Origin of the sequence: Mesorhizobium sp. WSM3862 (assembly GCF_002294985.1) — a bacterium.
In the GTDB taxonomy this organism is placed as follows: Bacteria; Pseudomonadota; Alphaproteobacteria; order Rhizobiales; family Rhizobiaceae; genus Mesorhizobium.
Genome location: NZ_NSGE01000008.1, coordinates 174,046 through 199,459 on the forward strand (window position 1 = coordinate 174,046; position 25,414 = coordinate 199,459).

General features: G+C 66.0%; 24 protein-coding genes. 14 read left to right on the forward strand and 10 right to left on the reverse strand.

From position 1 onward, the window contains the following. The first annotated feature begins 163 nt into the window (after positions 1-163). Together CK224_RS23705 and CK224_RS23710 are read left to right on the forward strand one after the other, a co-directional pair. On the forward strand, positions 164-760 hold the full coding sequence (locus CK224_RS23705) for a DUF6456 domain-containing protein (protein ID WP_095783416.1): 597 nt from the start codon (positions 164-166) through the stop codon (positions 758-760). Between the two features lie 568 nt (positions 761-1,328). Then, positions 1,329-1,778: an SEL1-like repeat protein gene (locus CK224_RS23710; RefSeq protein WP_095783417.1), complete on the forward strand. Its 450-nt coding sequence runs from the start codon at positions 1,329-1,331 to the stop codon at positions 1,776-1,778. 332 nt (positions 1,779-2,110) lie between these two features. On the opposite strand, the gene CK224_RS23720 is transcribed toward CK224_RS23710, so the two are convergent. Continuing rightward, complete coding sequence (locus CK224_RS23720) at positions 2,111-3,379, reverse strand: DUF763 domain-containing protein (RefSeq protein ID WP_095783418.1); 1,269 nt, start codon at positions 3,377-3,379, stop codon at positions 2,111-2,113. Positions 3,380-3,497: 118 nt separating this feature from the next. After that, positions 3,498-3,815 (reverse strand): hypothetical protein, encoded by a 318-nt coding sequence (locus CK224_RS23725; protein WP_066999538.1) that lies wholly within the window; start codon positions 3,813-3,815, stop codon positions 3,498-3,500. Between the two features lie 284 nt (positions 3,816-4,099). Here CK224_RS23725 and CK224_RS23730 point away from each other — a divergent pair, with 284 nt between their 5' ends. Continuing rightward, complete coding sequence (locus tag CK224_RS23730) at positions 4,100-4,453, forward strand: cupin domain-containing protein (RefSeq protein WP_095778861.1); 354 nt, start codon at positions 4,100-4,102, stop codon at positions 4,451-4,453. 257 nt (positions 4,454-4,710) lie between these two features. Here the strand turns inward: CK224_RS23730 and CK224_RS23735 are convergent, their stop codons facing one another. After that, complete coding sequence (locus CK224_RS23735) at positions 4,711-6,723, reverse strand: acyltransferase family protein (protein WP_095783419.1); 2,013 nt, start codon at positions 6,721-6,723, stop codon at positions 4,711-4,713. A gap of 365 nt (positions 6,724-7,088) precedes the next feature. Between CK224_RS23735 and CK224_RS23740 the strand changes: the two genes are divergently transcribed. From CK224_RS23740 to CK224_RS23765, 5 genes are all read left to right on the forward strand, one after another. Continuing rightward, positions 7,089-7,631 carry a hypothetical protein gene (locus tag CK224_RS23740; protein WP_066999535.1) on the forward strand — a complete coding sequence of 181 codons (543 nt, stop codon included), beginning with the start codon at positions 7,089-7,091 and terminating at the stop codon, positions 7,629-7,631. Positions 7,632-7,809: 178 nt separating this feature from the next. Further along, positions 7,810-9,885, forward strand: a complete 2,076-nt coding sequence (locus CK224_RS23745) for an AI-2E family transporter (protein WP_095783420.1) — start codon at positions 7,810-7,812, stop codon at positions 9,883-9,885. A 392-nt stretch (positions 9,886-10,277) separates the two neighbouring features. Then, positions 10,278-11,210 carry a hypothetical protein gene (locus CK224_RS23750; RefSeq protein WP_095783421.1) on the forward strand — a complete coding sequence of 311 codons (933 nt, stop codon included), beginning with the start codon at positions 10,278-10,280 and terminating at the stop codon, positions 11,208-11,210. A 346-nt stretch (positions 11,211-11,556) separates the two neighbouring features. After that, complete coding sequence (locus CK224_RS23760) at positions 11,557-11,649, forward strand: hypothetical protein (protein WP_082953785.1); 93 nt, start codon at positions 11,557-11,559, stop codon at positions 11,647-11,649. A 179-nt stretch (positions 11,650-11,828) separates the two neighbouring features. After that, the gene (locus CK224_RS23765; protein ID WP_095783423.1) at positions 11,829-12,098 is read left to right on the forward strand and encodes a hypothetical protein; all 270 of its coding nucleotides are present in this window, start codon (positions 11,829-11,831) and stop codon (positions 12,096-12,098) included. 822 nt (positions 12,099-12,920) lie between these two features. On the opposite strand, the gene CK224_RS23775 is transcribed toward CK224_RS23765, so the two are convergent. Beyond that, positions 12,921-13,814 carry a LysR family transcriptional regulator gene (locus tag CK224_RS23775; protein WP_095783425.1) on the reverse strand — a complete coding sequence of 298 codons (894 nt, stop codon included), beginning with the start codon at positions 13,812-13,814 and terminating at the stop codon, positions 12,921-12,923. Positions 13,815-13,948: 134 nt separating this feature from the next. On the opposite strand from CK224_RS23775, the gene CK224_RS23780 reads away from it, so the two are divergent. Together CK224_RS23780 and CK224_RS32015 are read left to right on the forward strand one after the other, a co-directional pair. Next, on the forward strand, positions 13,949-15,382 hold the full coding sequence (locus tag CK224_RS23780; RefSeq protein WP_245426157.1) for an MFS transporter: 1,434 nt from the start codon (positions 13,949-13,951) through the stop codon (positions 15,380-15,382). A 310-nt stretch (positions 15,383-15,692) separates the two neighbouring features. Continuing rightward, positions 15,693-17,270, forward strand: a complete 1,578-nt coding sequence (locus tag CK224_RS32015) for an alpha/beta hydrolase (RefSeq protein WP_245426160.1) — start codon at positions 15,693-15,695, stop codon at positions 17,268-17,270. A gap of 94 nt (positions 17,271-17,364) precedes the next feature. On the opposite strand, the gene CK224_RS23790 is transcribed toward CK224_RS32015, so the two are convergent. Beyond that, on the reverse strand, positions 17,365-17,766 hold the full coding sequence (locus CK224_RS23790; protein ID WP_095783427.1) for a low affinity iron permease family protein: 402 nt from the start codon (positions 17,764-17,766) through the stop codon (positions 17,365-17,367). A gap of 294 nt (positions 17,767-18,060) precedes the next feature. Between CK224_RS23790 and CK224_RS23795 the strand changes: the two genes are divergently transcribed. After that, positions 18,061-18,252, forward strand: a complete 192-nt coding sequence (locus CK224_RS23795) for a hypothetical protein (RefSeq protein WP_095783428.1) — start codon at positions 18,061-18,063, stop codon at positions 18,250-18,252. A 103-nt stretch (positions 18,253-18,355) separates the two neighbouring features. Beyond that, positions 18,356-18,667 carry a hypothetical protein gene (locus tag CK224_RS23800; protein ID WP_095783429.1) on the forward strand — a complete coding sequence of 104 codons (312 nt, stop codon included), beginning with the start codon at positions 18,356-18,358 and terminating at the stop codon, positions 18,665-18,667. 53 nt (positions 18,668-18,720) lie between these two features. On the opposite strand, the gene CK224_RS23805 is transcribed toward CK224_RS23800, so the two are convergent. The 5 genes from CK224_RS23805 to CK224_RS23825 form a co-directional block, all read right to left on the reverse strand. Next, positions 18,721-19,188 carry a MaoC family dehydratase gene (locus CK224_RS23805; protein ID WP_082953788.1) on the reverse strand — a complete coding sequence of 156 codons (468 nt, stop codon included), beginning with the start codon at positions 19,186-19,188 and terminating at the stop codon, positions 18,721-18,723. Continuing rightward, the gene (locus tag CK224_RS23810) at positions 19,185-20,480 is read right to left on the reverse strand and encodes an NAD(P)/FAD-dependent oxidoreductase (RefSeq protein WP_095783430.1); all 1,296 of its coding nucleotides are present in this window, start codon (positions 20,478-20,480) and stop codon (positions 19,185-19,187) included. The genes CK224_RS23805 and CK224_RS23810 overlap by 4 nt, the downstream gene beginning before the upstream one ends. 24 nt (positions 20,481-20,504) lie before the next feature. Continuing rightward, entirely contained in the window at positions 20,505-21,731 is a 1,227-nt protein-coding gene (locus CK224_RS23815; protein WP_095783431.1) for an NAD(P)/FAD-dependent oxidoreductase, read from the reverse strand. 168 nt (positions 21,732-21,899) lie between these two features. Then, positions 21,900-22,478: an OsmC family protein gene (locus tag CK224_RS23820; RefSeq protein ID WP_095783432.1), complete on the reverse strand. Its 579-nt coding sequence runs from the start codon at positions 22,476-22,478 to the stop codon at positions 21,900-21,902. A gap of 260 nt (positions 22,479-22,738) precedes the next feature. Continuing rightward, a complete protein-coding gene (locus CK224_RS23825) occupies positions 22,739-22,966 on the reverse strand; it encodes a DUF1127 domain-containing protein (protein WP_095783433.1) in 228 nt (75 codons plus the stop codon). A 204-nt stretch (positions 22,967-23,170) separates the two neighbouring features. Between CK224_RS23825 and CK224_RS23830 the strand changes: the two genes are divergently transcribed. Then, the gene (locus CK224_RS23830) at positions 23,171-24,553 is read left to right on the forward strand and encodes a nodulation protein NfeD (RefSeq protein WP_095783434.1); all 1,383 of its coding nucleotides are present in this window, start codon (positions 23,171-23,173) and stop codon (positions 24,551-24,553) included. Next, positions 24,550-25,314 (forward strand): slipin family protein, encoded by a 765-nt coding sequence (locus CK224_RS23835; RefSeq protein WP_095783435.1) that lies wholly within the window; start codon positions 24,550-24,552, stop codon positions 25,312-25,314. The genes CK224_RS23830 and CK224_RS23835 overlap by 4 nt, the downstream gene beginning before the upstream one ends. Positions 25,315-25,414: the final 100 nt, after the last annotated feature.

Consider the following 25,414-nt stretch of genomic DNA (forward strand, 5'->3'; position numbering starts at 1 on the left):
CACCGCTTTCGCCAACCTCCACCCTCGCAGGTCTGAGCCGGGGCGCCCAAGCTGCCAATCTCCCCCCAAGTGGGGGAGATGCGCGGCAGGGCAGAGGGGGGCGCGAAGGAACGCAGCCTCTCCCGTTGGTCACTCACACCACCCACCACAAAGGACACCGCCCATGCCCCGCAAAGCCGCCAAGAAACCGCAACCCCCGAAACTCCCCAAAGGCGAGGCCGAACAGGTGCGCATCCGCCGCGAGATCGGCCATGACTTCGCGCTGAAGCCGGACGCCTTCGGCCGTCAGCGCCTCACCCCCGGCACGGCCGAGGCGCGCCGCGTCTACCAGGTGTCGAACGGCGGCTACACTTCGACCGGAGGCATCGTGCGCCTGCGCAATGTCGATCCGCTCACCGGCATCACATCGCTCACCCGCCAGCAACGCGAGGCAGGCCAGCGTTTTCGCGACGATTTCGAGCGCTCCGCCCGCGAGGGCCTGCAGCCGCAATCCTGGAGCGAGCGCGTCGACGGCGGCCGCGTCGGCGGCGGCGTGCCCGACCGCGTGCTCTCAGCCGGCCGCGCCCACGCCCACGCCGTGGCCGTGCTCGCCCACTGGGAGGTGGCGGAGGTGGTGCGCAAAACCTGCCTCGAAGGCCAGTCGGTGAAGGCCATCGCCGAACGCACCGGCGACGGCCGCGATGTGGTGGTCAAGCTGCTGAAGGTCGGGCTGGATTTGTTGGCGGTGCATTACGGGATGATGGGGCGGAAGGCGGGGTGAGGGGAAAGCGATGTGCCAAACTTGCGCCGGATCGAAAGCTGCTTATCTGACTATGCAACTGGAGTGACTGAATGCGTTTCATTAGACTTGTTTCCGGTTCAATGATGTTCATGATCGGCCGTCGCTGCAGTAATTGCGACAGTGTTTGACGCCCATCCTGTTCTCAACACCGCAATGTTGATGACACTGCTGTTTGTGCTTAAGGCGGCCTGGGGGCACCTGAAATCGAGCTGGCGATGACCGTTATCCGCGCCGGATTGAAGATGGAGCAGCCGGTCGGCCGCGACCAAGTCGCTCCACTCGTGAGCGCCCAATGAAGAAACCCTGAGAACTGGAAAAGACCGTCGAGGTCGAATTCACCGTCGAAACCGCGATCTATCGCTTTAGCCTCGAAGCGCAGAAGTTGACCCATGAGCAAGGCAAATACCGGATCAGGCTGTTCGAATACGATCTGTTCCGCATCAAGCCGTTTGGCGAGCGGCAGGACACGCCGACTTTTGCCAGGGGGGGGGCTTTGGGCTATTCGCGGCGAGAGGAGGAGATGAGGCAAGCTCCATGACCAGGTTGATTGCTCGGTTTCCTGATGGGCTTGGTCGTAGTGGCGGCAATTGGCGCGGGGTTGCTGCTGCTGCGAAACAGCCAAATGAATAGCGGCGTACAAGCGCTGAAACGGGAGGATGGCACCGCTGCTTTGGCGAGCCTGAAACCGCTGGCGCAGCTCGGGGACGGAACTGCCCAGATGCTCGTCGGGTCAATCTACGCCTACGGATGGGGCGGAGTTCACAAGAGTGATGCGGACGCGACTTACTGGTTCCGTCGGCTTGGCTCGTGGGGCCCGCTGGTTGTCGAGGAAGGCGCCGATCCAGCGGCGCCATACCAGCTTATGGTTGCAAAGGCCTACGGCGCCGGGACGGACGGGGTGAGAGCCGACGCCAGCGAGAGTTTAAAGTGGCTAAAACTGGCCGCTGAAGGTGGAAGCAAGGAGGCGGCTGCGGCGCTCTCCCAATCCCAGCATTGATTAAACGACGTGCCGAAGGACAAGTTCACATTGTTATTTATTCCGACGATCCACTGCCGAAGAGCGTATTGAAAGACGACCGCGCAAAAACTTCTGGCCTCGGCGCTGCCCCTCATCCGCCTGCCGGCACCTTCTCCCCGTATAGTGGCGGGGAGAAGGGATGGCCGCGACGCTGGCAGCTATTCCGCGACGTTGGCGGTTGGCGAAAGCGGCGGTGACAGCATCTTTCTCCCCGTCACTATACGGGGAGAAATGCCCGGCAGGGCAATGAGGGGCAGCGCCGATCGATGCGGTTATCTGCGCGCTTTGCGTGACGCCGTTTCAGCCGTGTCTCAAGCGCCTTTCTTCAGCGGCTTCGGGTCGCTATCAGGTGGTGGTTCCCACCCAAACACGCTCCGCCCTCCGAGCAAATGCGACTGGTCCATCTCGCCCGCGACAATCTCCTTCAGGCTCGGCCCCGTCACATAGCGCTCCATCCGGCGTGACTCCCCGTCCAGCCGCTTGAGCGCCTGCAGCTCTTCCTCGCGCCCGAGCTTGGCCTTGCTCACCGCCGATTTCAGCACCGAGATCGTCTCGTCATAGACCTTCAGCGGCACGGGGAAGGGGTGGCGGTCCTTGCCGCCGTGGGCGAGCGAGAAGCGCGCCGGGTCGGAGAAGCGGCAGGGCGCGCCGTGCACCACTTCCGCGACCATGGCGAGCGCGCGCACCGTGCGCGGGCCGACGCCGGGCACCAGCAGCAGTTCGGGAAAATCCTTCGGGCCGCTCTCGATCGCCGCGGCAATGTTGCCGTGCAGGCGGCGCATGACGATGTCGCTATCGCGCACGTCGTGATGCGCGGGCATGACGAGGTTGGGGAGCAGCGGCTGCGCGGCCGGCTCGGGCGCCTCGGCTGGCGGCTCCAGAACGGCAAGCTCGCTCAGGATCTTTTCCGGGCTCATCGTCTTCAGAAGCGCGATCTGCCCGCCGCGCGCTTTCTCCGCGCGGTGGTCGGTGAGGTTGACGATCTCGCCTTGGCGTTCGCCCTCGATTGCCGCATGCGGCTGGTCGACGAAGCTTTCCAGCCCCTCCGACAACCAGTGGTAGCGGCGCGCCTGGCGGGCGTCGCCGTTCATGCCTTGCTGCACCACCACCCAGCGCCCGTCATCGCTGACGATGAAGCCGTGCAAATAGAGGTCGTAGCCGTCCTGCACGGCGGCGCTGTCCACCTTGGCGACCAGCCGGCTAGCGGTGGCGAGAGCCTCGCCGTCGAGGCCGACATGGTCGCCGATCGCCAGCAACTCGCCCGGCGTCTTGCGCGAATGTGCGCCGCGCCCGCCGCAGACATGGATGCCGAGCTCGTTGCCGAGTGGGTTCAGCCCCCGCTTCAGCGCGCCGATGACCGACGTGGTGATGCCGGAGGAGTGCCAGTCCATGCCCATCACGGCGCCGAAGGATTGGAACCAGAAGGGATGCGCAAGGCGCCGCAAAAGCTCGTCGCGGCCATAATGATGGATGATCGCTTCGCACAGCACCGCGCCGAGCTTCGTCATGCGATCGCCCAGCCATTTCGGGACCCGCCCGCCATGCAGCGGCACGTCGGCGCTGCCGCTTCGCTGCGTCACTTTTGCTTTCCTTATGAATGCCGGCTTCTAGATGGCATTTTGGCGGGAATTTGCAAGGCGGCGCAACCGCAGCCGGACATCTCCCCTTGCCGAGGGGAGATGTCCGCTCGCTGGTCGGTCAGCGCCGGCAGATGCGGATCTTTTCGATGACGCGGTGGCCGTGGCGCCAGTGCTTCACGATCTTGATCCGGCAATGATCGCGATAATACCGGTTATGATAGCGCACCACATAACGTTCGCGATAGGGAGTGTAGTAGTCGTCATCGTAGACGTGTCGGTAATAGCGGTGAGGGTAATACCCGCCATAGTAGTCACCATAGTAATCGCCGTAGCTGGGGCCGACGCCGATGCCGAACTGAACGCTACCGGCACTCGCCGGCGCGATCGCAAACGCCGAGGCGATGGCGATCATCGAAGCAAGCAGAAGCTTTTTCATCGCTGCCTCCTTGAGGTCGATGGTTGCCCCTTCCAGGCACAAACGGTTTCGGGACGGGTGGTGTTCCGAGAAAGTTGGGCGGCGATCCTGGGCCCAGCAAGGAGCGAAGCGGCGCCGAAGCTGACGATCTTCGCCCTTGCGGGGAAGGTCACGCTTTTGTTCGCCCCGCTGTTTTCGATCTTCGGAGTCGCCATATCGCCACCTGCTGTCGCCGTGCAGCGCGTGCGCGCTCGGCGTCGTCGTCTATTGCCCCGTCCAGCCAATCCCAACCGCAGGAGCCTGCCATGACCAAGCCCACCATCCTGAAATTCGGCCCCGTCGAGCATGGCGATGGCGGCGATCTGCCGGGCTGGATCGCGGTCGAGGGGTCGCCGACCATGCAGACGGCCGTCCAGCACACCAGCGAGGACGGCAAGGTGATGTCCGGCACCTGGCGCGCTTCGCCCGGCACCTACCACGCCACCTACACCGACTATGAATTCGTCCACATGATCGCCGGCCGCATCCTCATCACGCCCGATGGCGGCGAGCCGGTCGAGGTCGGCCCCGGCGACGCCTTCGTAGTCGAAGCCGATTTCAAGGGCACCTGGAAGATCCTCGAGCCGGTGACCAAGCATTTTGTGGTTGTGGCGGAGTGAGCAGAAGCTGCTGATCTCCCCCGTTGCGGGGGATGTCTGGCAGGACAGACGGGGTGTGAAGGAACGCCGACGCTCGCACGGTCGTCATCCTCGGGCTTGACCCGAGGATCCATGCCGTGACCTTCGGCGTGAAGCGCTACGGTGCAGAATTCTGTTACTGCTGCAACGCTTTAGCGTCACGGCATGGGTCCTAGGGTCTGCGCGCGTCGCTTCGCTCCTTGCTCCGCCCTAGCATGACGAACGACAGGGGCGGCGCCCTACCTTCCCACCTTCGAAATCACGCGTCTCTCCACCTCCGGTTCCAGCGATTCCGCGAACGGCGTCGCCAGATGGTGCTGGTCGCGGAAGGCGAGCTGGCCGTCGATGAAGACGTGGCAGGTGGTGGCGTTGCAGAAGCGGTCGGTGAGGTCGACGTAGGTGGCATTGGGCACGCTGGTGACGATCTCGCGCTCGACCGCCGCCATCTGGTCGTTGGCGGCATAGGCGCGGCTCTGGTCGCAGAGCGAGGGCGCCTTGTCGCGCCACAGCGCGCGCGACACGCAGGTGTCGATGTTCTCGTCGTTGAACGGCACGTCGCGGATGAAGGCGATCTTCAGCCCGGCCTTGCTCAAGCTGGTTAGTGTCGAGCGCAGGCCGGCCCGCCATACGGCGTCCGGCGTGTCCGGCTCGCCCTTGCCCGCCGCCATCTTGCGCGAGGAGGTCAGCGCCAGTTCGGAGATCACCACCAGCGAAGGCCTGGCCGCGATGATCTCCTTGATCGCCTGTTCGCGCCATTGGTCGCATTCGCGGTAGTCGCGGTTGAGCTTCGTGACAAAGTAGGAAAACCGTGAGGGCCGGCACGAGCTCTTCAGCCAGGTCTCGACGCGGTAGCCGTTCTTCTTTCCCGCCTCGATCAGCGGCGTCGACCAGTGATCGGCGTGCGAATCGCCGAACAGCGCGATCACGCGCTGGCCATTGCCGAACACGCAGGGTTTCGGCGTCACCGTGTCGTAGCCCTCGACGCAGGCCTTGGCGCGCGCGGTGGCCGGCTCGGCCGCACTTGCCGCGATCGCTCGCTGCTCCGGGTCCTCGGCGCGCACGGCAAGCGCTGCGTTGCCGTAGGCGGCTGCGACGCCGGTGCCGGTCAGGAGGAGGGCCGGCACCAGCGCCCGCGCCGCATTGGCCATAAGCCAGCCATTGCGGCGGATTGGATTTTCGATGAAATGATAGCTCAGCGCAGAGAGCGCAAACGTCAGCCCGAGGCAGGCGAGGCGTTGCGCAAAAGTCAGCTCCTCGACCAGCATGCCGGCATAGACGATCACCGGCCAGTGCCAGAGATAGAGCGAGTAGGAAACCTTTCCGATCCACTGCAAGGGCGGCAGCGCCAGGGCGGCATTCACGCAATTCGAGGAAAAGAGCCCCGCGTTTTTCCGTTCGAAATTGCGTGCAAGAATGCCGTCCCCGACGCCGGCCGCGCCCGCCAGCAAGAGAAGGACAGTACCGGCCACGGGCACGAGCGCCAGGAAACCGGGGAAGGGAGCCTCCTCGCTGAAGGTGAGGTAAGCGAAGGCAATGAGGACCAGCCCGCAGAGGCTGAACGCCGTCCCGAGCCGCGGCCGGCTCTGGAGCAGCCATGCCGGCGCCATCGAGGCCAGCCCGCCGGCGGCGAATTCCCAGGCGCGCAGCGGCGAGAAGTAGAAGGCCCAGGGCTGCGAAATGGGGGTCAGCCAGGCGCAGACCGCGAAGGAGACCAGGCCGGCAATGCCGATCGCGAGCATGATCGTCCGCTTGCCGGGCCTCAGCCAGGCCGCCAGCATCAGCAGCGCCGGCCAGGCGAGGTAAAACTGCTCCTCCACCGACAGCGACCAGTAATGGATGAAGGGGTTGTTGGCGGCGTCGTTGGCGAAATAGTCGAACGACCAGCGGATCAGCCACAGATTGATCATGTAGGCGGACGCGAACATCGCGCCCTTGGAATAGAGCGCCTGCTCCTCCGGCGACAGGATCAGCGTGCCGACGGCAAGCGTGGCGGCGATGACGAACAGCGCCACCGGCAGCAGCCGCCGCGCGCGTCGGGCATAAAAACGAAGGAGGTCGAGCCGGCCGGTGAGCGAAATCTCGCTGACCAGATGGCGGGTGATGAGGTAGCCGGAGATGACGAAAAAGATGTCCACGCCGGCAAAGCCGCCGGGCAGGGCGGTGAGGCCGAAGTGGAAAGCGACAACGCCCGCCACGGCGAGCGCCCGCAACCCCTCAATGTCGGGCCGGAAGTCCGGCGATGGTGCTGACACGAAGGCGAACCTCGCAACGGTCGTTCGTATCCCGCCTTGGGGAAAGCCTCGCGCCTATGGGCTCATACCGCAATGCAACAAATCTAACGCAGTGCAACATAAAGGGAGGCGGCAGCAACGCCGGCGGCAGCCGACGCTTCGGCACGCCAGGGTCTGCGCGCCTCGTTTCGGCCAGGATGACGAAGGAGCTCAGCCGCCGGTTTCGCCAGCGTTCGAGAGCATGGAAGGACATTGGCGAACGCTAAAGGCAAATTGTCCGCCTGCAGGTAATCTGGTAGGATCAATGCACCGACGAACGGCTCTGGGAGGACGCCGTGACGTCCGACATCATGCACAAAGACATCAACTCGAACCGGAGAACGGCCATGAAACGGCTTCTGACGGTCGCTGCGCTGTTGGCAGCGGGCAGTTTGATTGCGATGCAGGGCGCAGCTGCCGACGATGCTGCGCTGATCAAAAGCGCCGAGTCCGCCGCACCCGCCGCAGTGGCGAGTGGCGCTGCGGTCTACGCCATGGATGAAAAGGGGAATATGCGCACCCTGCGCGAGGGCAAGACCGGCTTCTGGTGCATGCCGGACAATCCGGCCTCGCCCGGTCCGGATCCGATGTGCGGCGATGCCAACTCGATGGAATGGGCGATGGCCTGGCTGGAAAAGAAGGAACCGCCCAAAGGCAAGGTCGGCTTCATGTATATGCTGTCCGGCGGCACCGACGGCAGCAATACCGATCCTTATGCGACGAAGCCCGAGGCAGGCAACAATTGGATCGAGACGGGGCCGCATGTGATGATCGTCAACGCGATGGACATGATGAAAGGCTATCCGACCGATGCCAAGCCCGACACGTCCAAGCCTTACGTGATGTGGCCAGGCACGCCCTACGCGCATCTCATGATCCCGGTAAAATAGCCGGGCACGGACCTTCAGGTGCGGCGGCGAGCGCTTCAAATCTCCCCTTGTCCGCAAGGGGAGATTTGCATCAGCCGCTTCGTCCTCGCTCCAACTGATCGCGCCTCGCAACCATCCTCCGATCCGCGCGTTGCACGCCGGCGAAAGCCAATCATGGCGGGCAGGGTGGAGACTCACGGTGGCGGATAATCGTCAGAACGGCACGCGCGAGTCGGAACCGGGGCTGGCGGGGCTGCTTGCTGCCTCGCGCAGCCATCCGCGTACGGCGCTGCCGACGGTCGCAACCGTCGTCGCATCGGTTGCGGCGCTCTATTTCGGGCGCGAGGTGTTCTTGCCGATCGCGGTCGCGCTGCTGTTGACTTTCGCCATCGCGCCGGTCGTGTCGGCGTTGAAACGCGTCGGCATTCCGCGCCTGCCTGCCGTGATTGCCAGCGTTTTGGGGGCCTTTGCCGCGCTCGCACTGTTCTCCTTCGTGGTGGCCACGCAGGTCAGCGACCTCGCCCAGAACATCCCCGTCTATCAGGTCAACATCCTGACAAAGATCCGCGCGCTGAAGGAAAACGGGCTGGGCAATGGCATCATCTCGCGCTTGAGCGGCGTGATCGAGCGCGTCGGCCAGGAGTTCGAGCGCCAGGAGCCGCAACTGCCATCCGCCGCCCAGACGCCGAAGCGCGATCCGATCCCGGTCGAGATCGTCGCGCAAGAAAGGCCGCTCGAAGTGTTGCAAAAAGTCATCGAGCCGCTGCTCAGCCCGCTCGGCTCGGCCGGCCTGGTGGTCGTCGTGGTCATCTTCATGCTGATGGAGCGGGAGGATCTGCGCGACCGCTTCATCCGTCTCGTCGGCTATGGCGATCTCCACCGCACCACCCAGGCGCTGCAGGACGCCGGCAAGCGGGTTGGCCAGTATCTGTTGATGCAGCTGGTGGTCAACGTCATCTACGCCATCCCAATCACCATCGGCCTGTGGGTGCTGGGCATCCCCAATGCGCTGCTTTGGGGCATGCTGGCGCTCGCCCTGCGCTTCGTTCCCTATATCGGGCCGATCATCGGCGCGCTGCTGCCGCTGTTCCTGGCGCTGGCGGTGGCGCCCGGCTGGTCGCTGCTTCTGTGGACCGGGGCACTGTTCATCGCCATGGAGCTGATCACCGGCAACGTCATCGAGCCATGGCTCTATGGCTCGCGCACCGGCCTCTCGCCGCTCGCCATCATCGTCGCGGCGATCTTCTGGACCTGGCTCTGGGGGCCGATCGGCCTGGTGCTGTCGACGCCGCTCACCGTCTGCCTCGTCGTCCTCGGCCGCCACGTGCCCCAGTTCGAGTTCCTCGACGTGCTGTTCGGCAACGAGCCGGTGCTGGAGCCGCATGCGCGTCTCTATCAGCGGCTGCTCGCCGCCGATCCAGACGAGGCGACCGACCACGCCGAGGAGATGCTCGAAGAAAAATACCTGTTCGAGTTCTACGACCAGGTGGCGATTCCGGCGCTGCTGCTTGGCGAGCAGGACCGCATGCGCGGCGTCATGGATGACGAGCAGCGCAAACAGGTCGCGGCGAGCGCGCTGACGCTCGTCGCCAATCTGGACGCCAGCGCCCAGGAGGAAGCGGAGGAGGCGGAAGCCGACGAGGAAGAGGGCCAGCAGGCAGCCACTGCCTCGGCCGAGGCCTCGCCGGGCAAGGCAGCCTCAGCCAAGATCACCGCGGGCAAGGCTGCTGAAGGCAAGGCGAACGATCGGAAGGCCGGCGACGGCAAGGAGCCTCTATCCGAGGAGGTCGATCTTCCGGACGGCGTGGGCTTCTCCGTGCTTTGCGCCGGCGGGCGGGGCGAGCTCGACGACGCCGCCGCCGCGATGCTGGCGCAGGTGCTGGAGGTGCAGGGCGCCGAAGTGTCGAGAGCGAGTTTCATTGACCTCGAACCTGCCGGGATCCGCCGCCTCGACCTGAGTGGCGTCGATACGGTGGTGATCGGTTTCCTCAACCGCGACTCCACCAAGCACGCGCGCTTCATGGTGCGGCGGCTGAAGCGGCTGAAACCGCGTCTCAGGGTCGGCATCGTGTCCTGGTCGGAAATCGGCAACGGCGACGCCAAGGCCGCGGCCGAACTTGCCGCCGGGCTTAACGCCGATTTCGTCGCCCATGGCATGGTCAGCGCCGTGACGGGCGCCCTGTCGAGCGAGCCGCCGGTGATGCTGAAGCTTGCGCCGCAACGCCGGCCACGCCGCCGGCCGGCCCGCAAGAAGGAGCTGCAGGCGGCTGGATGAGGGAGGCGACTTTCCCCCTCAATTGACCGGCCCGAAGGCCCGCGCGAACCGCGCGGCTTGCGCGGGCAGGCGCCGGCCCCGCCGGCGGCGCCACGCCCCAGCCCTCAGGCTGGCCGGGTGGCTGTCTGGTTCGGCCCTTGTCCGGCCGTTTCTGTTCTGCCTCGCCGATCCGGGCAGAAGCCCGGATCCTTCGGAGCGCGCTAGAAATGCAGGTCCAGTGCAGGCGGATGGCTTGGCCTGGATCGTCCTGCGGCGCTGCTGCGGAGCCGGCGGGACGGCTTGCTTGCTCCTGGTTGCACTGCCCAGTGAGCTTGCGGCGGCCGTGAAAGCATGATCTTCGCTCGAACAAGAAGCCAATCCCGATTCTGTCGGGACGGAACAGGTGCAGCCGGATGGCACTGAACATCGCGCAGAAGTTACGACTGACTTCGGTCGTGCTGGGAACCGCCAGCCGCAAGGATCTGGCGGCGGCGTTCCGAGCGGTCAATCCGAAGACGGCTTTCGATATCGGCCGCGCCGACAAATGGCTGCAAGGCCGCGCCCAGCCTCGCGAGCACAGCGTCTACGAAGACTGGGCGAAAGTGCTGCGCCTCGAACGGCCCGGCGCCTGGATCGCCGAGAGCGATCTGCCGAGCTTCACGGCCGCGATCGCGGCCCGGCACGGCATCGACGCGACGGAGCTCGAACGCCGCGCCCACGCCCAGGCCGAGGCCTCGCCCGGGCATGACGACAAGGGCACCGGACTGGCGCTTGCCGGCACCTATGCCTGCTATTCGCGCGCCTGGTCGCCTTACTATCGCGGCCAGCTCATCAGGGGCCGCCTGTCGATCGAGGCCGGACCCGGCGCGCATGCGTTCACCGCCACATATCGCGAGACATTGCCGACCGGGCAGTTGCAGCTCGGCGGGCCGGTCACGCCGGCAAAGCGCAGCCTCTACCTGCATCTGAAGGAGGTGGGCGGCGAAGCGCAGTTCTTCCTTTGCCTGTTCCCGCAGACGCAGCCGGTCAGCGTGCTCGGCGGCTATATGGTCGGCCCCGCCATCATCGGCCCGGAGGCGCAGCCCTCGCTGACAAGAATCCTGCTGGTGCGCCTGCGCGATGCGCCAGCCGCCGAGCAATGGGGCGGGTACCTGCCGCCCGGCACCTCGATCGCCGCCGATCTCGCGAGCCTCGGCATCGTCATGGAGCACCCGGAAGCGGTCGACCGGCAACTCGGCCAGTTCCTCAGTGCCGACAGCGACGGCGGCGTCAACCAAATCCCGCCGTCCGAGTACCGCGCCATCCTCGACGTGTTCGACCGCCACTGGCTGCAGCACGCGGGCTAGGGACGAACCTCAGTGGGCCGGATGTTGCCGGCTGACCACAGCCTGCCCGTATTCGGTTGCAGCCGGCTCGCTTTGCACGCATCTCACGAAAACGTTTTTTGACAAAACGGCACTTCCCTTGCGTCGTGAGGCGGCAAATTGGGCAAGGGGCATATCCATGAAGAAGACCTATGAGAAACCGGTGCTGGTGAAGCGCCAGAAGCTGTCGAGCGTCGTTGCCGGGTCGTCGGCCCCCCCGCGCTGACCTAAGCAACAGCCAGCAGGGCAAGCATTCCTGGGCTAAGCTTGACAGGGCGGCCGCATCGCGTTCACCTGCGCCGGTCGTTGACCCGCCCAGGAACGAACGATGAAGAAGACTTACGAAAAGCCGCGGCTGCAAAAGCGCGGCAGGCTGTCGGCCGCGACCGCCGCCGCGCCGTCGTCGGGCTTTACCTTCTGAGGCGAGCCAGGCGGCCCTGTCGTACTCACTTAGCGGCGGTCCGAGATCGGTCGAAACTATTGGCTTTGCCACGGCGCGCCAATCGGCGTACCCTGCCTTATCGCTGGTAACCACCCACCGGACACCATTGGCGCCTGAGAGACGTTGATCCGCGCTCCCGTCAGAACAGGGAGAGCGGCATGCTCGAGAACAAGAATCCTTACTTGCCCGAGCGCGGGCACGCGGCCGCAGATTTCCAGGACCAACTGACTGAGGAGAGCAGAACGGCGCTGATCCGCTCTTACGACCTGTTGCGTCGTACGGAGCGCCTGGTGAACGCTTCCGGCCGCAAGCTTGATGGTCGCTCCCCGGCAGCGCTCGCCCGCGCGAAGCGTCTTCAGGAGGGAATTGCGATGAAGAAGGCCTACAGCGAGCCGACGCTTGAAAAGCTGGCAACGGTTCGTCAGTAGCGGTCTGGGCACCCTTTCTGAGCCTCGTACGCGAAACCTCGCGCCGCTGCCGGCCAGGAGCGGGCGGTACACTACGCAAGTGCCCGCCCGTCCGGCGCCGCCGCCAAGCTGCTGAAACCCCGTCCGTCCCCAACAGCAACGGTCATGGCGTGACCAGTCACTGCGGATTGCCATTGGCCCGGCTGGCTGTCAACGTCGGCGGCGGCGCCTCCGGAACAGCGTTTTTTCCGGTTGTGCAGCGCCGAAACCGCGCCGCGGCGTTTCCGTTGTTGCCGCCACGGCAGGCTCCGAAACGGCGGATTTCCGGGCTTTCGGCGGTTGCGGCCGGCGACGCGAATGTTGCCGCCTACAGATTTGAATAGGCTTGTTTTTTCACAGGTTGAGGTGTTTTGGGGTCCGGTTCTCAACTTGACTTTTTTTGGGCGCATTTCGGCAACGCAGCATCGGCAGTGACTTCCCCGTCGCGCTAGCGGTTTCGTCGCCCCTCAAAGACTGGGGAGAGGAACGCTGCGGCTCTGTGAACCGCTTCATGATGCGCACATGCAGGGATGCTAAAATTCGGCATCGGAGCGGGGGAAGGTGGGCATCGGTTGCTCGAAGTGCTTGCCCGGCGCAGGTCCTGGCCGGCAGATCGGGCAGAGGTGCCCGCGCAGCGACGGAGCGGGGGTTCTTGTTGGGCGTCCCCCCGCTCCGTCCCGGCGTCGGCAAGCAACCTCTCTCCACACTTTGTTGGGGCGAAAATCTCGGTCTGTCGTCGCGGCGTTCCTTCGCGCCTCGCCTGGCCTTCTTGCCAGTCGCCGCGAAAAAAGGAGATCGGCTGTCTCACCGCCCTCCGCAAATCTCCCTCACCAGGCCCCGCAGCCAGCGATGCGCGGGGTCGGCGTCGAGGCGCGGGTGCCATAGCACCGAAATGGTGAGCCCGGCGAGCTTCACCGGCAATGCGAAGGTGAGCAGGCCTTCGCGCAGCTTGCCGGTATAGCGCTCGGGCACCGTGGCGATGAGATCGGAGCCGCGCGCCAGCGCCAGCGCTTCCGCGAAGCCGCCGACCACGGTGGCGATTGTCCGCGTCAGCCCGGCGAGTTCCAGCGCGTCGTCGATAGGCCCGCGATCCAGCCCGCGGCGCGAGATCAATATATGCCGGCCGGCGGCGAAGCGAGCGGCGGTGATCTTGCCGTCGCACAGCGGATGGCCGCTGCGCACCACGCCGACGAAACGGTCGCGGAACAGCGCCTGCGCCCGCACCTCCGGGCCGGTCGAACCGCCGATAACGCCGGTCTCGAGATCGACACTGCCTTCGCGCATCGGCGCGCTGTCCTTGTCGGGCTTCGGCACGAAGCGCAGCTGCACGCCCGGCGCTTCCTCGGCGACGCGCGCGAGAAGGGCAGGGCCGAAATTTTCCACAAAACCATCGCTGTTGCGCAGCGTGAAACTGCGCGTAAGCCGCTTCAGATCAAGGCGTTCGGCGGGGCGCAACACAGCCTCCGCCTCCTTCACCAGCCGGCCGACATCCGTCCCGAGCTCGATGGCGCGCGGCGTCGGCACCAGGCCGCGCCCGGCGCGCACCAAAAGCGGATCGCCGGTCACCTCGCGCAGTCTTGCGAGCGCTCGGCTCATTGCCGAGGGGCTGAGCTTCAGCCGCCGCGCGGCTTTCGCGACACTGCCTTCGGCGATGAGCACGTCCAGCGTGACGAGCAGGTTGAGATCGGGTCGCGACATGGCGCGATCTTAGCACGTCCTCGATGCAGCGACATGGCGTTTCATGCACTATTCGAGTGCAAATGCTGCGCGTTCCGCCATATCGGTCAGGCGCCTATTCTCCCGGCAAGTTCCACCCGAGCCGGAGAAGAACCATGGCCGATATCGCAGATCCACGCACCGCTCCCGCAAGCCGCTCGGCCAGCGGCGCGCTGGCCAGCCTGTCGCTGGCGATGCTTTTGTCCTCGCTCAGCATCAGCATCGCCAATGTCGCGCTGCCGACGCTGAGCACCGCCTTCGCAGCATCCTTCCAGGCGGTGCAATGGGTGGTGCTTGCCTATCTGCTTGTCATCACCGCGCTCATCGTCAGCGTCGGGCGTCTTGGCGATCTCGTCGGCCGCCGGCTGCTGCTGGTCGCCGGTCTTGGCCTGTTCAGCGCCGCGTCGCTGGCGGCCGCGCTTGCGCCGTCGCTGCCGCTGCTGGTCGCCGCCCGCGCCGCTCAAGGCCTCGGCGCCGCGGTGATGATGGCGCTGACCATGGCCTTGGTCGGCACGACGATGCCGAAAGAGCGCACCGGCAGCGCCATGGGCCTGCTCGGCACCATGTCGGCGATCGGCACGGCGCTTGGGCCGTCGCTTGGCGGCGTGCTGATCGCTTACCTCGGCTGGCGCGCGATCTTCCTCGTTACTGCCGGGCTGGGCGTCGTGGCGATGATCCTCGCCCGGCGCTTCCTGCCGGGCGATCAAACCGCGATGATCCTCCGCAATGAGGCGCAGGGCGCTGGCCCGCGCTTCGATGTTCTGGGCACGTTGCTGCTTGCCTTGACGCTCGCCGCCTATGCGCTGGCGATGACGGCAGGACGCGGCCATTTCGGCGGCACGAACATCGCGTTGCTCGGCATTGCCGTTCTCGGCGCCGCGCTGTTCCTCTATGCGCAGCGAAGAGTGGCGTCGCCTCTGGTCAAACTAGCGCTGTTCAGCGATCCGGTGCTGGCGCCGAGCCTTGCCATGAACGGGCTGGTCTCCACCGTGATGATGGCGACGCTTGTCGTCGGACCCTTCTTCCTGTCGCGCGCGCTGGGCCTGGGCGAAGCGCAGGTCGGCGCCGTGCTGTCGATCGGCCCGGTCGTCTCGGCGCTGTGCGGCGTGACTGCCGGCCGCATCGTCGATCGCCTGGGCGCGTCCGCCATGGTCGTTGCCGGGCTGGTGCTGATGACCATCGGCTGCCTCGCGCTTGGTCTGCTGCCGGCGCTGTTCGGCGTCGCCGGCTACGCGGCGGCGATCATGCTGCTGACGCCCGGCTATCAGCTCTTCCAGGCGGCGAACAACACCGCCGTCATGGCCGATGTCGATAAGAACGAGCGCGGCGTTGTCTCGGGCATGCTCAGCCTGTCACGCAATCTCGGCCTGATCACCGGCACGGCGGTGATGGGCGCGGTGTTTGCCTTCGCGGTGGGCACTGGCGAGGTCGGCGCCGCGGCACCGGAAGCAGTCGCCGGCGGGATGGGTTTTACGTTCGCAGCGGCGGCGGGTTTGGTCGCCCTGGCGGTGGCAATTGCGGTGGTTGGAGGTTTGCGAAAGGGTCGGTGACATCCAATCTCCCCCCTTTCGGGGGAGATGTCCGGCAGGACAGAGGGCGTCGTCTCACTTGGATTGCCAACGCCGTCTGCTGTCGGGGAGAGCGCTGGCGCTTCACGCGAAGCGCCCCCTCTGTCACCTTCGGCGACAGCTCCCCCTCGAAGGGAGAGTACGCATCGCCGCCAACGTAACCCATCGCACATTCCCAACGCCCGTCTTGCCGTATCGGCTTCCGTAAATTAGCCGATTTTGATATTCCGTTGCGGTCTTCTCCCGCCGCATCGACGAGGAGCCAGATGGTAGTGGAAGGGTGCCCGGCCGGATGACCGACGCTCCGCATAAGGGGCTGCTGGACCTCTGCGTGCTCGGCGACTTCCAGGTGGTCCGCGACGGCGCGCTGCTCGACCTGCCTCCGTCGCGCAAGACGAGAGCCTTGCTTGCCTATCTCGCCGTCACCGGCAAGGCGCATCAGCGCGAGCGGCTCTGCGAAATCTTCTGGGACATTCCCGACGATCCGCGCGGCGCCTTGCGCTGGAGCCTGTCCAAGATCCGCCAGGTGCTCGGCGAGGACGAACCCGCTCTGGTCGCCGACCGCAACACTGTCTCGCTGAAACTTGGCACGGACTATGCCCGGCTCCTGCCGCTGGTGAAGGGCGATCTTTCCATGGCTTCGACGGAAGAGCTGGAGGTCGTGGCCGGTTCGATCCGCGGCGATTTCCTCGCCGATCTTTCGCTCGAGCGCTGCTTCGAATACGAGGCCTGGCGCGCGGGCGTCGCCAGCGAGGTCGAGATCGCCGAGCTCGGCATGTTGCGCGAGCTGATCGAGCGCCTGGCCGGCGAGCCGAGGCGTGCGCTGCCGCTTGCCAGGCGCCTGCGCCGGCTGCTGCCGGAGGATATCGGCCTGGCGGAAGAGATCGCGGCGCTGGAAGAGAAGGTGAGGGCGGCAGCCGCCCAGCCGACGGGACGCTCCGCGCAACGCGGCGCCACGGACGTGGCCCAGATGCAATCACCTTCCACTCAGCTTGCCAACAGCCCGACGCCCGCGCAGGATCCCGGCCGCGCCGTCCATTTCTGCCGGGCTCGCGACGGCACAAGGCTTGCTTTTGCCAAGACCGGCAGCGGCCCGCCCATCCTGCGCGCCGCGCATTGGATGTCGCATCTGACCTTCGACTGGGACAGCCCGATCTGGCGGCACTGGATGAGGGAACTGTCGCGCCGGAACCAGTTGGTGCGCTACGACGAGCGCTGCAATGGCCTGTCGCAACGCCACGTGGCCGACGTCTCATTCGACACGATGGTGTCGGATCTCGAATGCGTCGTCGAGGCCGCGGGGCTCGATCGCTTCACGCTTCTAGGCCTCTCGCAGAGCTGCGCGGTTTCGATCGCCTATGCCATACGCCACCCCGAGAAAGTCTCGGGCATGATCCTCTACGGCGGCTACGTCAAAGGCTGGCGGGCACGCGGCGACCCCGGCGAGATCGCCACGCGCGAGGCCGTATCGACGCTGATGCGCGAGAGCTGGGGCAAGTCGAACCCGATGTTCCGCCAGGCCTTCTGCTCCATGTTCATCCCCGGCGCCACGCACGAACATTTCGCCTGGATGGACGATCTGATGCGGCGCACCGTTTTGCCGGACGACGCCTGGCGCCTGCAGGCCGCCTTTTCCGTGATCGATGTCAGCGACCTGCTCGAAAAAGTGCGGGTGCCGACCCTGGTGCTGCACGCGCGGGAAGACAATGTTGCCCCGGTCGAGTCCGGCCGCACCATGGCGGCAGGCATTCCCGGCGCCAGCTTCCTCGAGCTGGAAAGCCAAAACCACATCCTGCTTGAGGGCGAGCCGGCCTTCGACGAGTTCGTCGCCCATGTCCGAGCCTTCGTCGCCGGTACGGCAGGGTCGTAGGAAATCTCCTACCGCGATCGCGTAATTTAATCTTGGCGTGGGAAGCTTATCTTTGGGTGGCGGCGGTGCCCATTCCGCCCCTTCGGCCGGTGCTTCAGCTACCCCAACACCCCCCGCCCGCTGCGGCACCGGCCTCATTCGTCTCGTTCTGCGATGCCGCCTCGACCGAGCCGGCTTCCGCTTCGCGCTCCAGCTCGACCAGCTTCGACTTGATCTCTTGCGTGTCCGCATGCTCGAGCCCAACCACGTCATTGCGTGTCTGCCGCAGCGCGATCACGATCTCGTCGAGTTTGGCGTGGATGGCCGCCGTGTCCCGGTACCCCTGGATAAGCACGATCCCCGTGATGATGATGGCCGCTGCCGACAGCGCATAGGTCACCGTGTTGGTAAGTCCGAAGGGTACGAGCAAGGTGCACGCAACCATCGCGATGACGATCGCATAGAAGCCGGGCGGCCTAGACAGAAAATCGGCGACGATGAAGAGGAGCCGATTCATGGGCGACGCTATGAAAGCAGGAACCCGGCTATCAGCACGGTGAGGACCATCGAGGCCGGCACGGCAAGCAGCCAGCGAGCCTCCAGGACACTGTTGGTAGGGTCTTCCATATTTCTCCTCCCATCGGCGAATTGCTTGCCGGCAAACGGCGACCAAGAGCGTTCGTTCCACTCATCGGCCAACCGTCCGAAGCGCCGTCGGACTGAAGTCCGGGAAGCAAAGAAGAGGATCGACCGCCGCAACCTAAGTCATGCTTCCGCATTTCTGACGCGCCATTGCATCGGGAGGCGATATATGACCGACGGACTCGCGGACGATCTGGAAGACCAGCCCTATGAAACAGCGTCCTTCGCCAGCAAATACGGGCTCTCCGACAAGCTTGCCAAGGCCATGTTGATCGCGAACGGACCGTCGCGACGCGCCTGCGACGTCGCGGCGAGCACCTACCTCAGATATGTTGCGCTGCGGCGCGAACGCCCGAAATGACCTTCGCTGCGTTGCTGCCGGGCAGCCCGATCCAGGCCGGAACCAAACAGCCCGGCAGGGGTTTATCCGGCGAAGGGACGCTCCACCAGCCAGGAATATTGCAATGAAAACAGTGCTTCTCGCAGCGTTGGCGCTTTGCGTCGCGGCACCCGCCGTCGCATCCTCCGCCGAGGCCGATGTGGTCATCTCGACGCATCACAGGCACCATTACCATCACCGTCCCGCCATCGTCATCAATGAGGAAGGCCACCGCCTTCATCATCGCCATCACGGCACCGTCGCATTCTATGACAACGGCCGCCGCGCCTGGCATCGCCATCACCGCTCGGATACCGTCGTCGTCACGAGCTCAGTCGAGCGCCATCACCGCTATCACCGTCGTCCGGTCACCGTCGAAAGCGACACCGACTATTGACGGCTATCGGCCCGGCTCGAGAACCGACAGCCGGGCCGAACCGTTGCCGGCGATCATTTGTCCGCCTCGCCCCCGGCGAGCGGCACGGTGAACACCGTCGCGGTGCCGGTGAGACAAAGCTCGCCGGCCTCGTTGCGCACCGAGGTCTCCAATTTCGTGATCGGCTTGTCGGCGCGCACGTCCTTGACCTCGACGCGGCCGGTGATCAGTTCGCCGACGCCGACCGCCTTGACGAATTTCCAGGAGACTTCGAGGAACACCGAGCCGGGCCCGGGAAGGTCCTCCGCGACCACCGCGTTCAGGATGCCGGAGGTGACGCCGCCCTGCACGATGAGCTTGCCGAACACCGAGGCCTCGGCCAACGCCTTGTCGTAGTGCAGCGGGTTGCGGTCGCCGGTCATCTCCGCGAAGGCGTCGATATCCTGCGGTTGCGTGCGCCGCGAACGTTCGGCGACGGCGCCGACCTGCGGCCGCCCCTTGATGACGCCGATCCACCCGTCCTTCATCAAATGTACGGTCATGGTCTTACTCCCGTTCGGTTGCGATAGAGGCTCGAGCTCGCCATTGCCTGCGGTTCGTCCTTGTTTGCCGGCGCTCGATAAGTCGCCAGCCCGCTCATGGCGGACACGGCGCGGCGGACCGGGATCGCGTGTGCGGCGAGCGCCCGGACCTCGGCCTTCATCACCGCGCTGAAGCGGCGATGCCGCTCGCCGATATCGGCCAGCGACCAGTCGAAACCGGCAATGGCGTCAGTGGTGTCGAAGATCTGGCGGGCGATGAGGTCGCGCTCCTGCTGCCAGGTCGCGAAGGCTGCCTCCGATCCGTCCAGGATCGCCCGCGCCAAGCCCTCGGCATCGCGCAGCGCGTCGGCAATGCCGTGCGAGGTGAGCGGGTCGCGGAAGAAGCCGGCATCGCCGACCAGCGCCCAGCCTGGTCCGTGAGCGTGGCGGATGTAGCCCGGCACGCCGCGGAAAGCCTGCAGGCGGGCATCGTCGGGCGCCCGGCTCGCCTGTTCGGCCAGTGCCGGCGAAAGCGCCTCGAGCACCTCCATGCGGGCGCGGAAATGATCAAGGCGGAAGCGCTCGTCGAACAGCTTGGTCGGCACCGAAGCGACGATGCAGGCCAGCCCGGCATTGGTCGGAATGAGGGAGCCGGCGATGCCGTCGCGGAAATACCAGTGATAGCCGGCGCCGGGTTCGACCGGCGCATAACCATAGACATGGGCTGCCGAGACCGTGCCCCTTCTGAGCACTTGCGCGTCGCAGCATTTCGCCACCGTGGAGCCGATGCCGTCGGCGCCGATCACGATGTCGGCGCTTAAACGTAAGGCCGCGCGGCCGGCGCCGCGGATCTCGACGCCGCGCACGCGTCCGCGCGTGTCGGCAAAGAGGTCGCCGACCGCCACCTCGTGCAGGAACTCGGCGCCGGCCTTGCGCGCGGCATCGACGAGCATGCGGTCGAGCACGGTGCGCCTGGGCGCGATCAGCCCGGGAAGATCGGGCCCGGCATTGAGCGGAATGGTGATCTCCTCCTCGCCATAGTGGAACGTCGTTGTCTCGATCAGCGGCGTGCCGGCCTTGAGCAGCGGTTTGAGCAGGCCCCAGCGCGACAGCTGCAGCACGGAGGGCCGCATCAGCGCATGCGTCGACAGCGTGTCGGAGCCATAGGGCCGGCGCTCGATCGCCAGCACCGTCAGGCCGGCGCGGGCAAGCAGCAGCGCCGTCGAGGCGCCGGCGCAGCGCGCGCCGACGATGATGGCGTCGTAGTGGGCGCGCTTAGGCGTGAGCGGAAGGGAAATCGCGGTCGTTGGCATCTTCGGTGTCCTCACGGCGGCCTCTCAGGCGGCTTGGCGACCTTTGCGGTCGAGATAGCTGGAGACCTCGGCGGCGATCGCTTGCGCGTCGACGCCGGCGCCACCGATGAAGTTGGAATCGCGCTTGCGCAGGAAGCGGAAGCCGAGCGCGTAGAGGCCGGGAACGCCGGTGATCCCGTCGCGGTGCGCCAGCTCGCCATCCGGCCCAACGGCCGACGGCTCCAGCCAGTCAAACGAGCGGGCATAGCCCGTCGCCCAGATCACCGTGCCGGTCGACCCCTCCGTCAGCGAAAGCCGCTGGCGGCGCGTCGAAGGCACCCGCACCGGCTCGCGCCGGCCGGGCCGCGCGGCGCCGGCGAAGCGGTCGATCTCGGTAAGCAGCCGCGCCTGCTTCGCGTCCGCCGCCGCGATCTGCGCGGCAAGATCGTCGGCAAAGGCGATCTCGCGGTTGGCTATGCCGCGCACGCGGCCGGTGAGCTCGACACCGAGCGCCTGCAGCGTGGCAAGGTCGACATCGGCCTTGTCCGGTCGCCCGGCGAGCTGCAGCGAGGGCTGCCGCCTGGCGCTCTCGGGATTGGCGAGCCCGTCGAGCGGCTGGGCCATCACGCCCATCTGACAGAGCCAGAAAAAGATGTCCTTGCCGCGCCACAGTCTCGGCAGGCGCGTATGCTTGCCGACGGACAGCATCACACGCCGGCCGGCGCGCGCGAGCTCGTCGGCGATCTGCACGCCGGAAGATGAGGCGCCGACGATCAGCACCTCGCCGGGCGGTAGCTCGCCAGGGGAACGATATTGTGAAGTGTGGAGGGAGAGCGGCCCGCCTCGGAACTCCGACGCGAAAGGAACCATCGGCCGGTCGCAATGCCCCGTCGCCACCACTACGACCCTGGCCGACCAGTCGCCGGTGCCGGTGGCGAGCGCGAAGCCGCCGCCGGTCCGCCTGCAGGAGGTGACCTCGACGCTGCATTCCACCGGCACCTGCCAGCGGCTTGCATAGGTTTCGAGATCATGGACGAACACGTCCTTTGTCCTGAAGCCGTCGGGGTCCGGGCCGTCATAGGGCGAGCCGGGCAGGCCGTTCAGCCAGTTCGGCGTCAGCAGCCTCAGCGATCGCCAGCTCTGCGTGCGCCAGCGCTCGCCGATGCGGCCGCGCTCCAGCACGACATGGTCGATTCCGGCGCGGCCAAGGCAATGGCTGAGCGCAAGCCCGGCCTGCCCGCCGCCGATGATGACGACGTCAGCATGTTTCATGGCTCTGTTCCGAGGCCCTGGGGAGAGACGGTCCGGATTTCTCCGAACCGTCGCTTCAGCTAACGCATGTCGCCCAGAAGTGTGCAGCGGTTCTGGAACAACGACATGCGTCAAACAAAGATCTAAAGCGCGTCGCCTGAATCCGTTTTCAGGACGACGCGCTTTAGTTCACTGGATGGTCTTGATGCCGACCGTGACCGGCACGCCGTTGGTCAGCACGTCGAACACGGCCGAGCGTGCGCGGGCCTGCTCGACCAGCTGCTCGAGCTTCTCGGCCGGCGCGTCGCCCTCGACCTCGAACGACACCTGGATGTTCTGGAAGCCGTTGCGGACCTCGTCCGAGATGCCGAGGATGCCGCGCAGGTCGATGTCGCCGTCGACCGAGCACTTCACGCTGGTGAGCTTGATGCCGCGCGCGGCGGCGATATTGGCGAGCCCCGCCATCAGGCAGCTCGCCAGCCCATGCAGCAGCCACTCGACAGGGGTCGGGGCGTTGTCGGCGCCGCACAGGATCGCCGGATGGTCGCTGTCGGCATAGAAGGGCTTCTCGTGCTTCTGCTCCTGGCCGGCACCGTGGAAGCCATGCATGACGCTCTTGCTGTGGGTGCCTTCGATCCATTCGTTGTGGGCGCGGAACTGGAACTTCGCCAGCTCCGGCTGACCGGCGACGAAATTGATGGTCGCCAGAAGGTTCGGTGTGTCGACGCCATTGAGCGGAACGCGGGCAGGTTTGGTGCTGGGTTGCATGTGACTACTCCGAAGGTTGCTTTGCGGCTTGGTTGCCGTGACGGCTCCTTTCTGACGCCGATGCGTTTGAACGAGAGTGGATGGCAGCGTGGAATTTCTGATACGCCCACCGTGGAAATTGCATCGGCCGTTTCATTTGGGCGGGCAGCCCGCGACCGGTTCCAATGCCGGCAGTGCCTCGCCCCGGAACGCGAAAACCCCGGCGAGCCGGGGTTTTCACCAGCCTTCCGGCCGGCCGCCGATGCACTGGTTCATCCGCTTCAGGCGTCCGTCCTGCCGGCTGCGGCGAGCGCGGCGCGCGTGGACGTGTAGTGCTCGATCTGCGAGCGGCTGATGCCCATGTCCTTGAGCAAATAGTCCGGCATGGCGCGCAGCGCGGCGCGATCGCTGCGCATCCGCATGGCGTGATAGGCCAGCCGCAAACCGCGGCGGGCAGAGCCGAACAGGTTGAAGCCCGTGCGGCCGGTTTCGTACTGCAAACGATCCATCGTCGTCAATTGTCGTCTCCATTGTTGCGAACGCGTTCATTCGCGCCGTCGATGGGGACAATGACGTACGGGCGAGGGAGCCAGCGTTGGAGGCGACGTCGAAATTGCCGTGGAATCGTGAGGAGGGAGATTACCCGCTCCGCTCGCCCCTCATTGGACTTGCCCCGGCACAACCCCATATTGAATCCCAAGGAGCTTTGAGGCGTGAAACTCGCGCGGGTGGCCCTTCTGGCAGCGGCTTTCATGGCCGCCGCGGCGGTTTTCCCCTTCTCCTCGGCCGAAACGGCGGGGGAGAGGATGGCCTTGAGCATCGCGATTGACGGCGCCATCGGTCCGGCGAGTTCGCGCCAGCTCAAGGAAGCGCTCAAGACCGCGGCCGAGCGCAACGCCGGGGCTCTCATCCTTCAGCTCGACACGCCCGGCGGCCTCGTCACCTCGATGCGCGAGATGATCGCCGATATCCTGGCGTCCCCCGTTCCCGTCATCGGCTATGTCGCGCCCGCCGGCGGTCATGCGGCGAGCGCCGGAACCTATATCCTTTACTCGACCCATGTCGCGGCGATGGCGCCCGGCACCAATCTGGGCGCCGCGACGCCGGTCGAGATCGGCGGGCTGCCCTCGCTTCCCGGCGGTGAGAAGGACGACAAGGACACCGGCAAGCCAGCCGGGGACCCGATGACGGCCAAGGCGACCAACGACGCGGTGGCGCTGATCCGCTCCCTCGCCGAACTGCGCGGGCGCAATGGCGACTGGGGCGAGAAGGCGGTTCGCGAGGCGGCGAGCCTCTCGGCAAGCGCGGCGCTGCAGCAACATGTCATCGACTTCGTCGCCCGTGACACGGCGGAGCTGCTGCAACTCGCCGACGGCCGCACCGTCGACGTGGCCGGCAAGAAAGAGGTGCTGGCGACGAAGGGCCTGGCCGTCGAGGTCCTGGATCCCGGCTGGTTCATCCGGCTTCTCGCCGTCATCACCGATCCGAACGTTGCCGTCCTCCTGATGCTGATCGGCTTCTACGGCATCGTCTTCGAGGTCACGAGCCCAGGTGCGGTGGCGCCTGGCGTCATTGGCGCCATCTGCCTCGTGCTCGGCCTCTACGCGCTCGATCTCTTGCCGATCAACTATACCGGTCTCGCCCTGATGCTGCTCGGCGTCGCCTTCCTCATCGTTGAGGCTTTCAGCCCGACAGTGGTGCTGGGTGTCGGCGGCGCGGCCGCCTTCCTGCTCGGCGCGGCCATGCTGCTCAAGGTCGAGGGGCCGGGCTTCGCCATATCGTGGGCGGTCATCGGCCCCGCCGCGGCGCTGACGCTGGGCCTCGCGCTGCTGGCCGGCAGCTATCTCTGGGCGGCGCGCCGCAATCCGCCGCGCGTCGGCGGCGGGGCCATGCACGGTCTTTCCGTGGACGTTCTCGACTGGGAAGGCGGAGAAGGTCATGTGCTGGCGCTCGGCGAGCGCTGGCGCGCCAAGGCCGAGGAGCCGATCGCGCCCGGAGATCGTGCTGAGGTGACCGCCGTCAGCGATCTCGTGCTGACGGTGCGGCGGCGTGGTGCAGGTCACAACGGAGCGGGAAACGACGGAGCAAAACAATGACGCTCGGCTATGTTGCCTATCTGATCCTCGCGCTGCTGGTGATCATGTTCCTGTCGGCGGCGATCCGCGTCCTGAGGGAATATGAGCGCGGCGTCGTCTTCACGCTCGGCCGCTTCACCGGGGTCAAGGGGCCCGGCCTCATCCTGCTCGTTCCCTTCATCCAGCAGATGGTGCGCGTGGACCTGCGCGTTGTGGTGCAGGACGTGCCACCGCAGGACGTCATCTCGCGCGACAATGTCTCGGTCAAGGTCAACGCGGTGCTCTATTTCCGCATCGTCGACGCCGAGCGGGCGATCATCCAGGTCGAGGATTTCATGACCGCCACCAACCAGCTGGCGCAGACCACGCTGCGTTCGGTGCTCGGGAAGCACGAGCTGGACGAGATGCTGGCCGAGCGCGACAAGCTCAACAGCGACATCCAGGACATCCTCGACCAGCGCACCGACGCCTGGGGCATCAAGGTCTCCAATGTCGAGATCAAGCATGTCGACCTCAATGAGAGCATGGTTCGGGCCATCGCCAAGCAGGCAGAGGCCGAGCGGCTGCGGCGCGCCAAGGTCATCAACGCCGACGGCGAGCAGCAGGCGGCGGCCAAGCTGGTCGAGGCCGGCCGCATGCTGGCGGCCGAACCGCAGGCCATGCAGCTGCGCTATTTCGAGGCCCTGCACGACATCGCCGGCGAGCGTTCATCGACCGTGGTCTTCCCGCTGCCGGTGGATCTGCTTAGCCAGTTCCTGAAGGGCCAGGGCCAGGGCAGGTGATCTCCCCCGTCGAGGGGGAGATGCCCGGCAGGGCAGAGGGGGTCGGTCCGACTGGACTCGGCCTATTGCGACGGTTGTAGGTTGGCGCCCCACGCGCGGC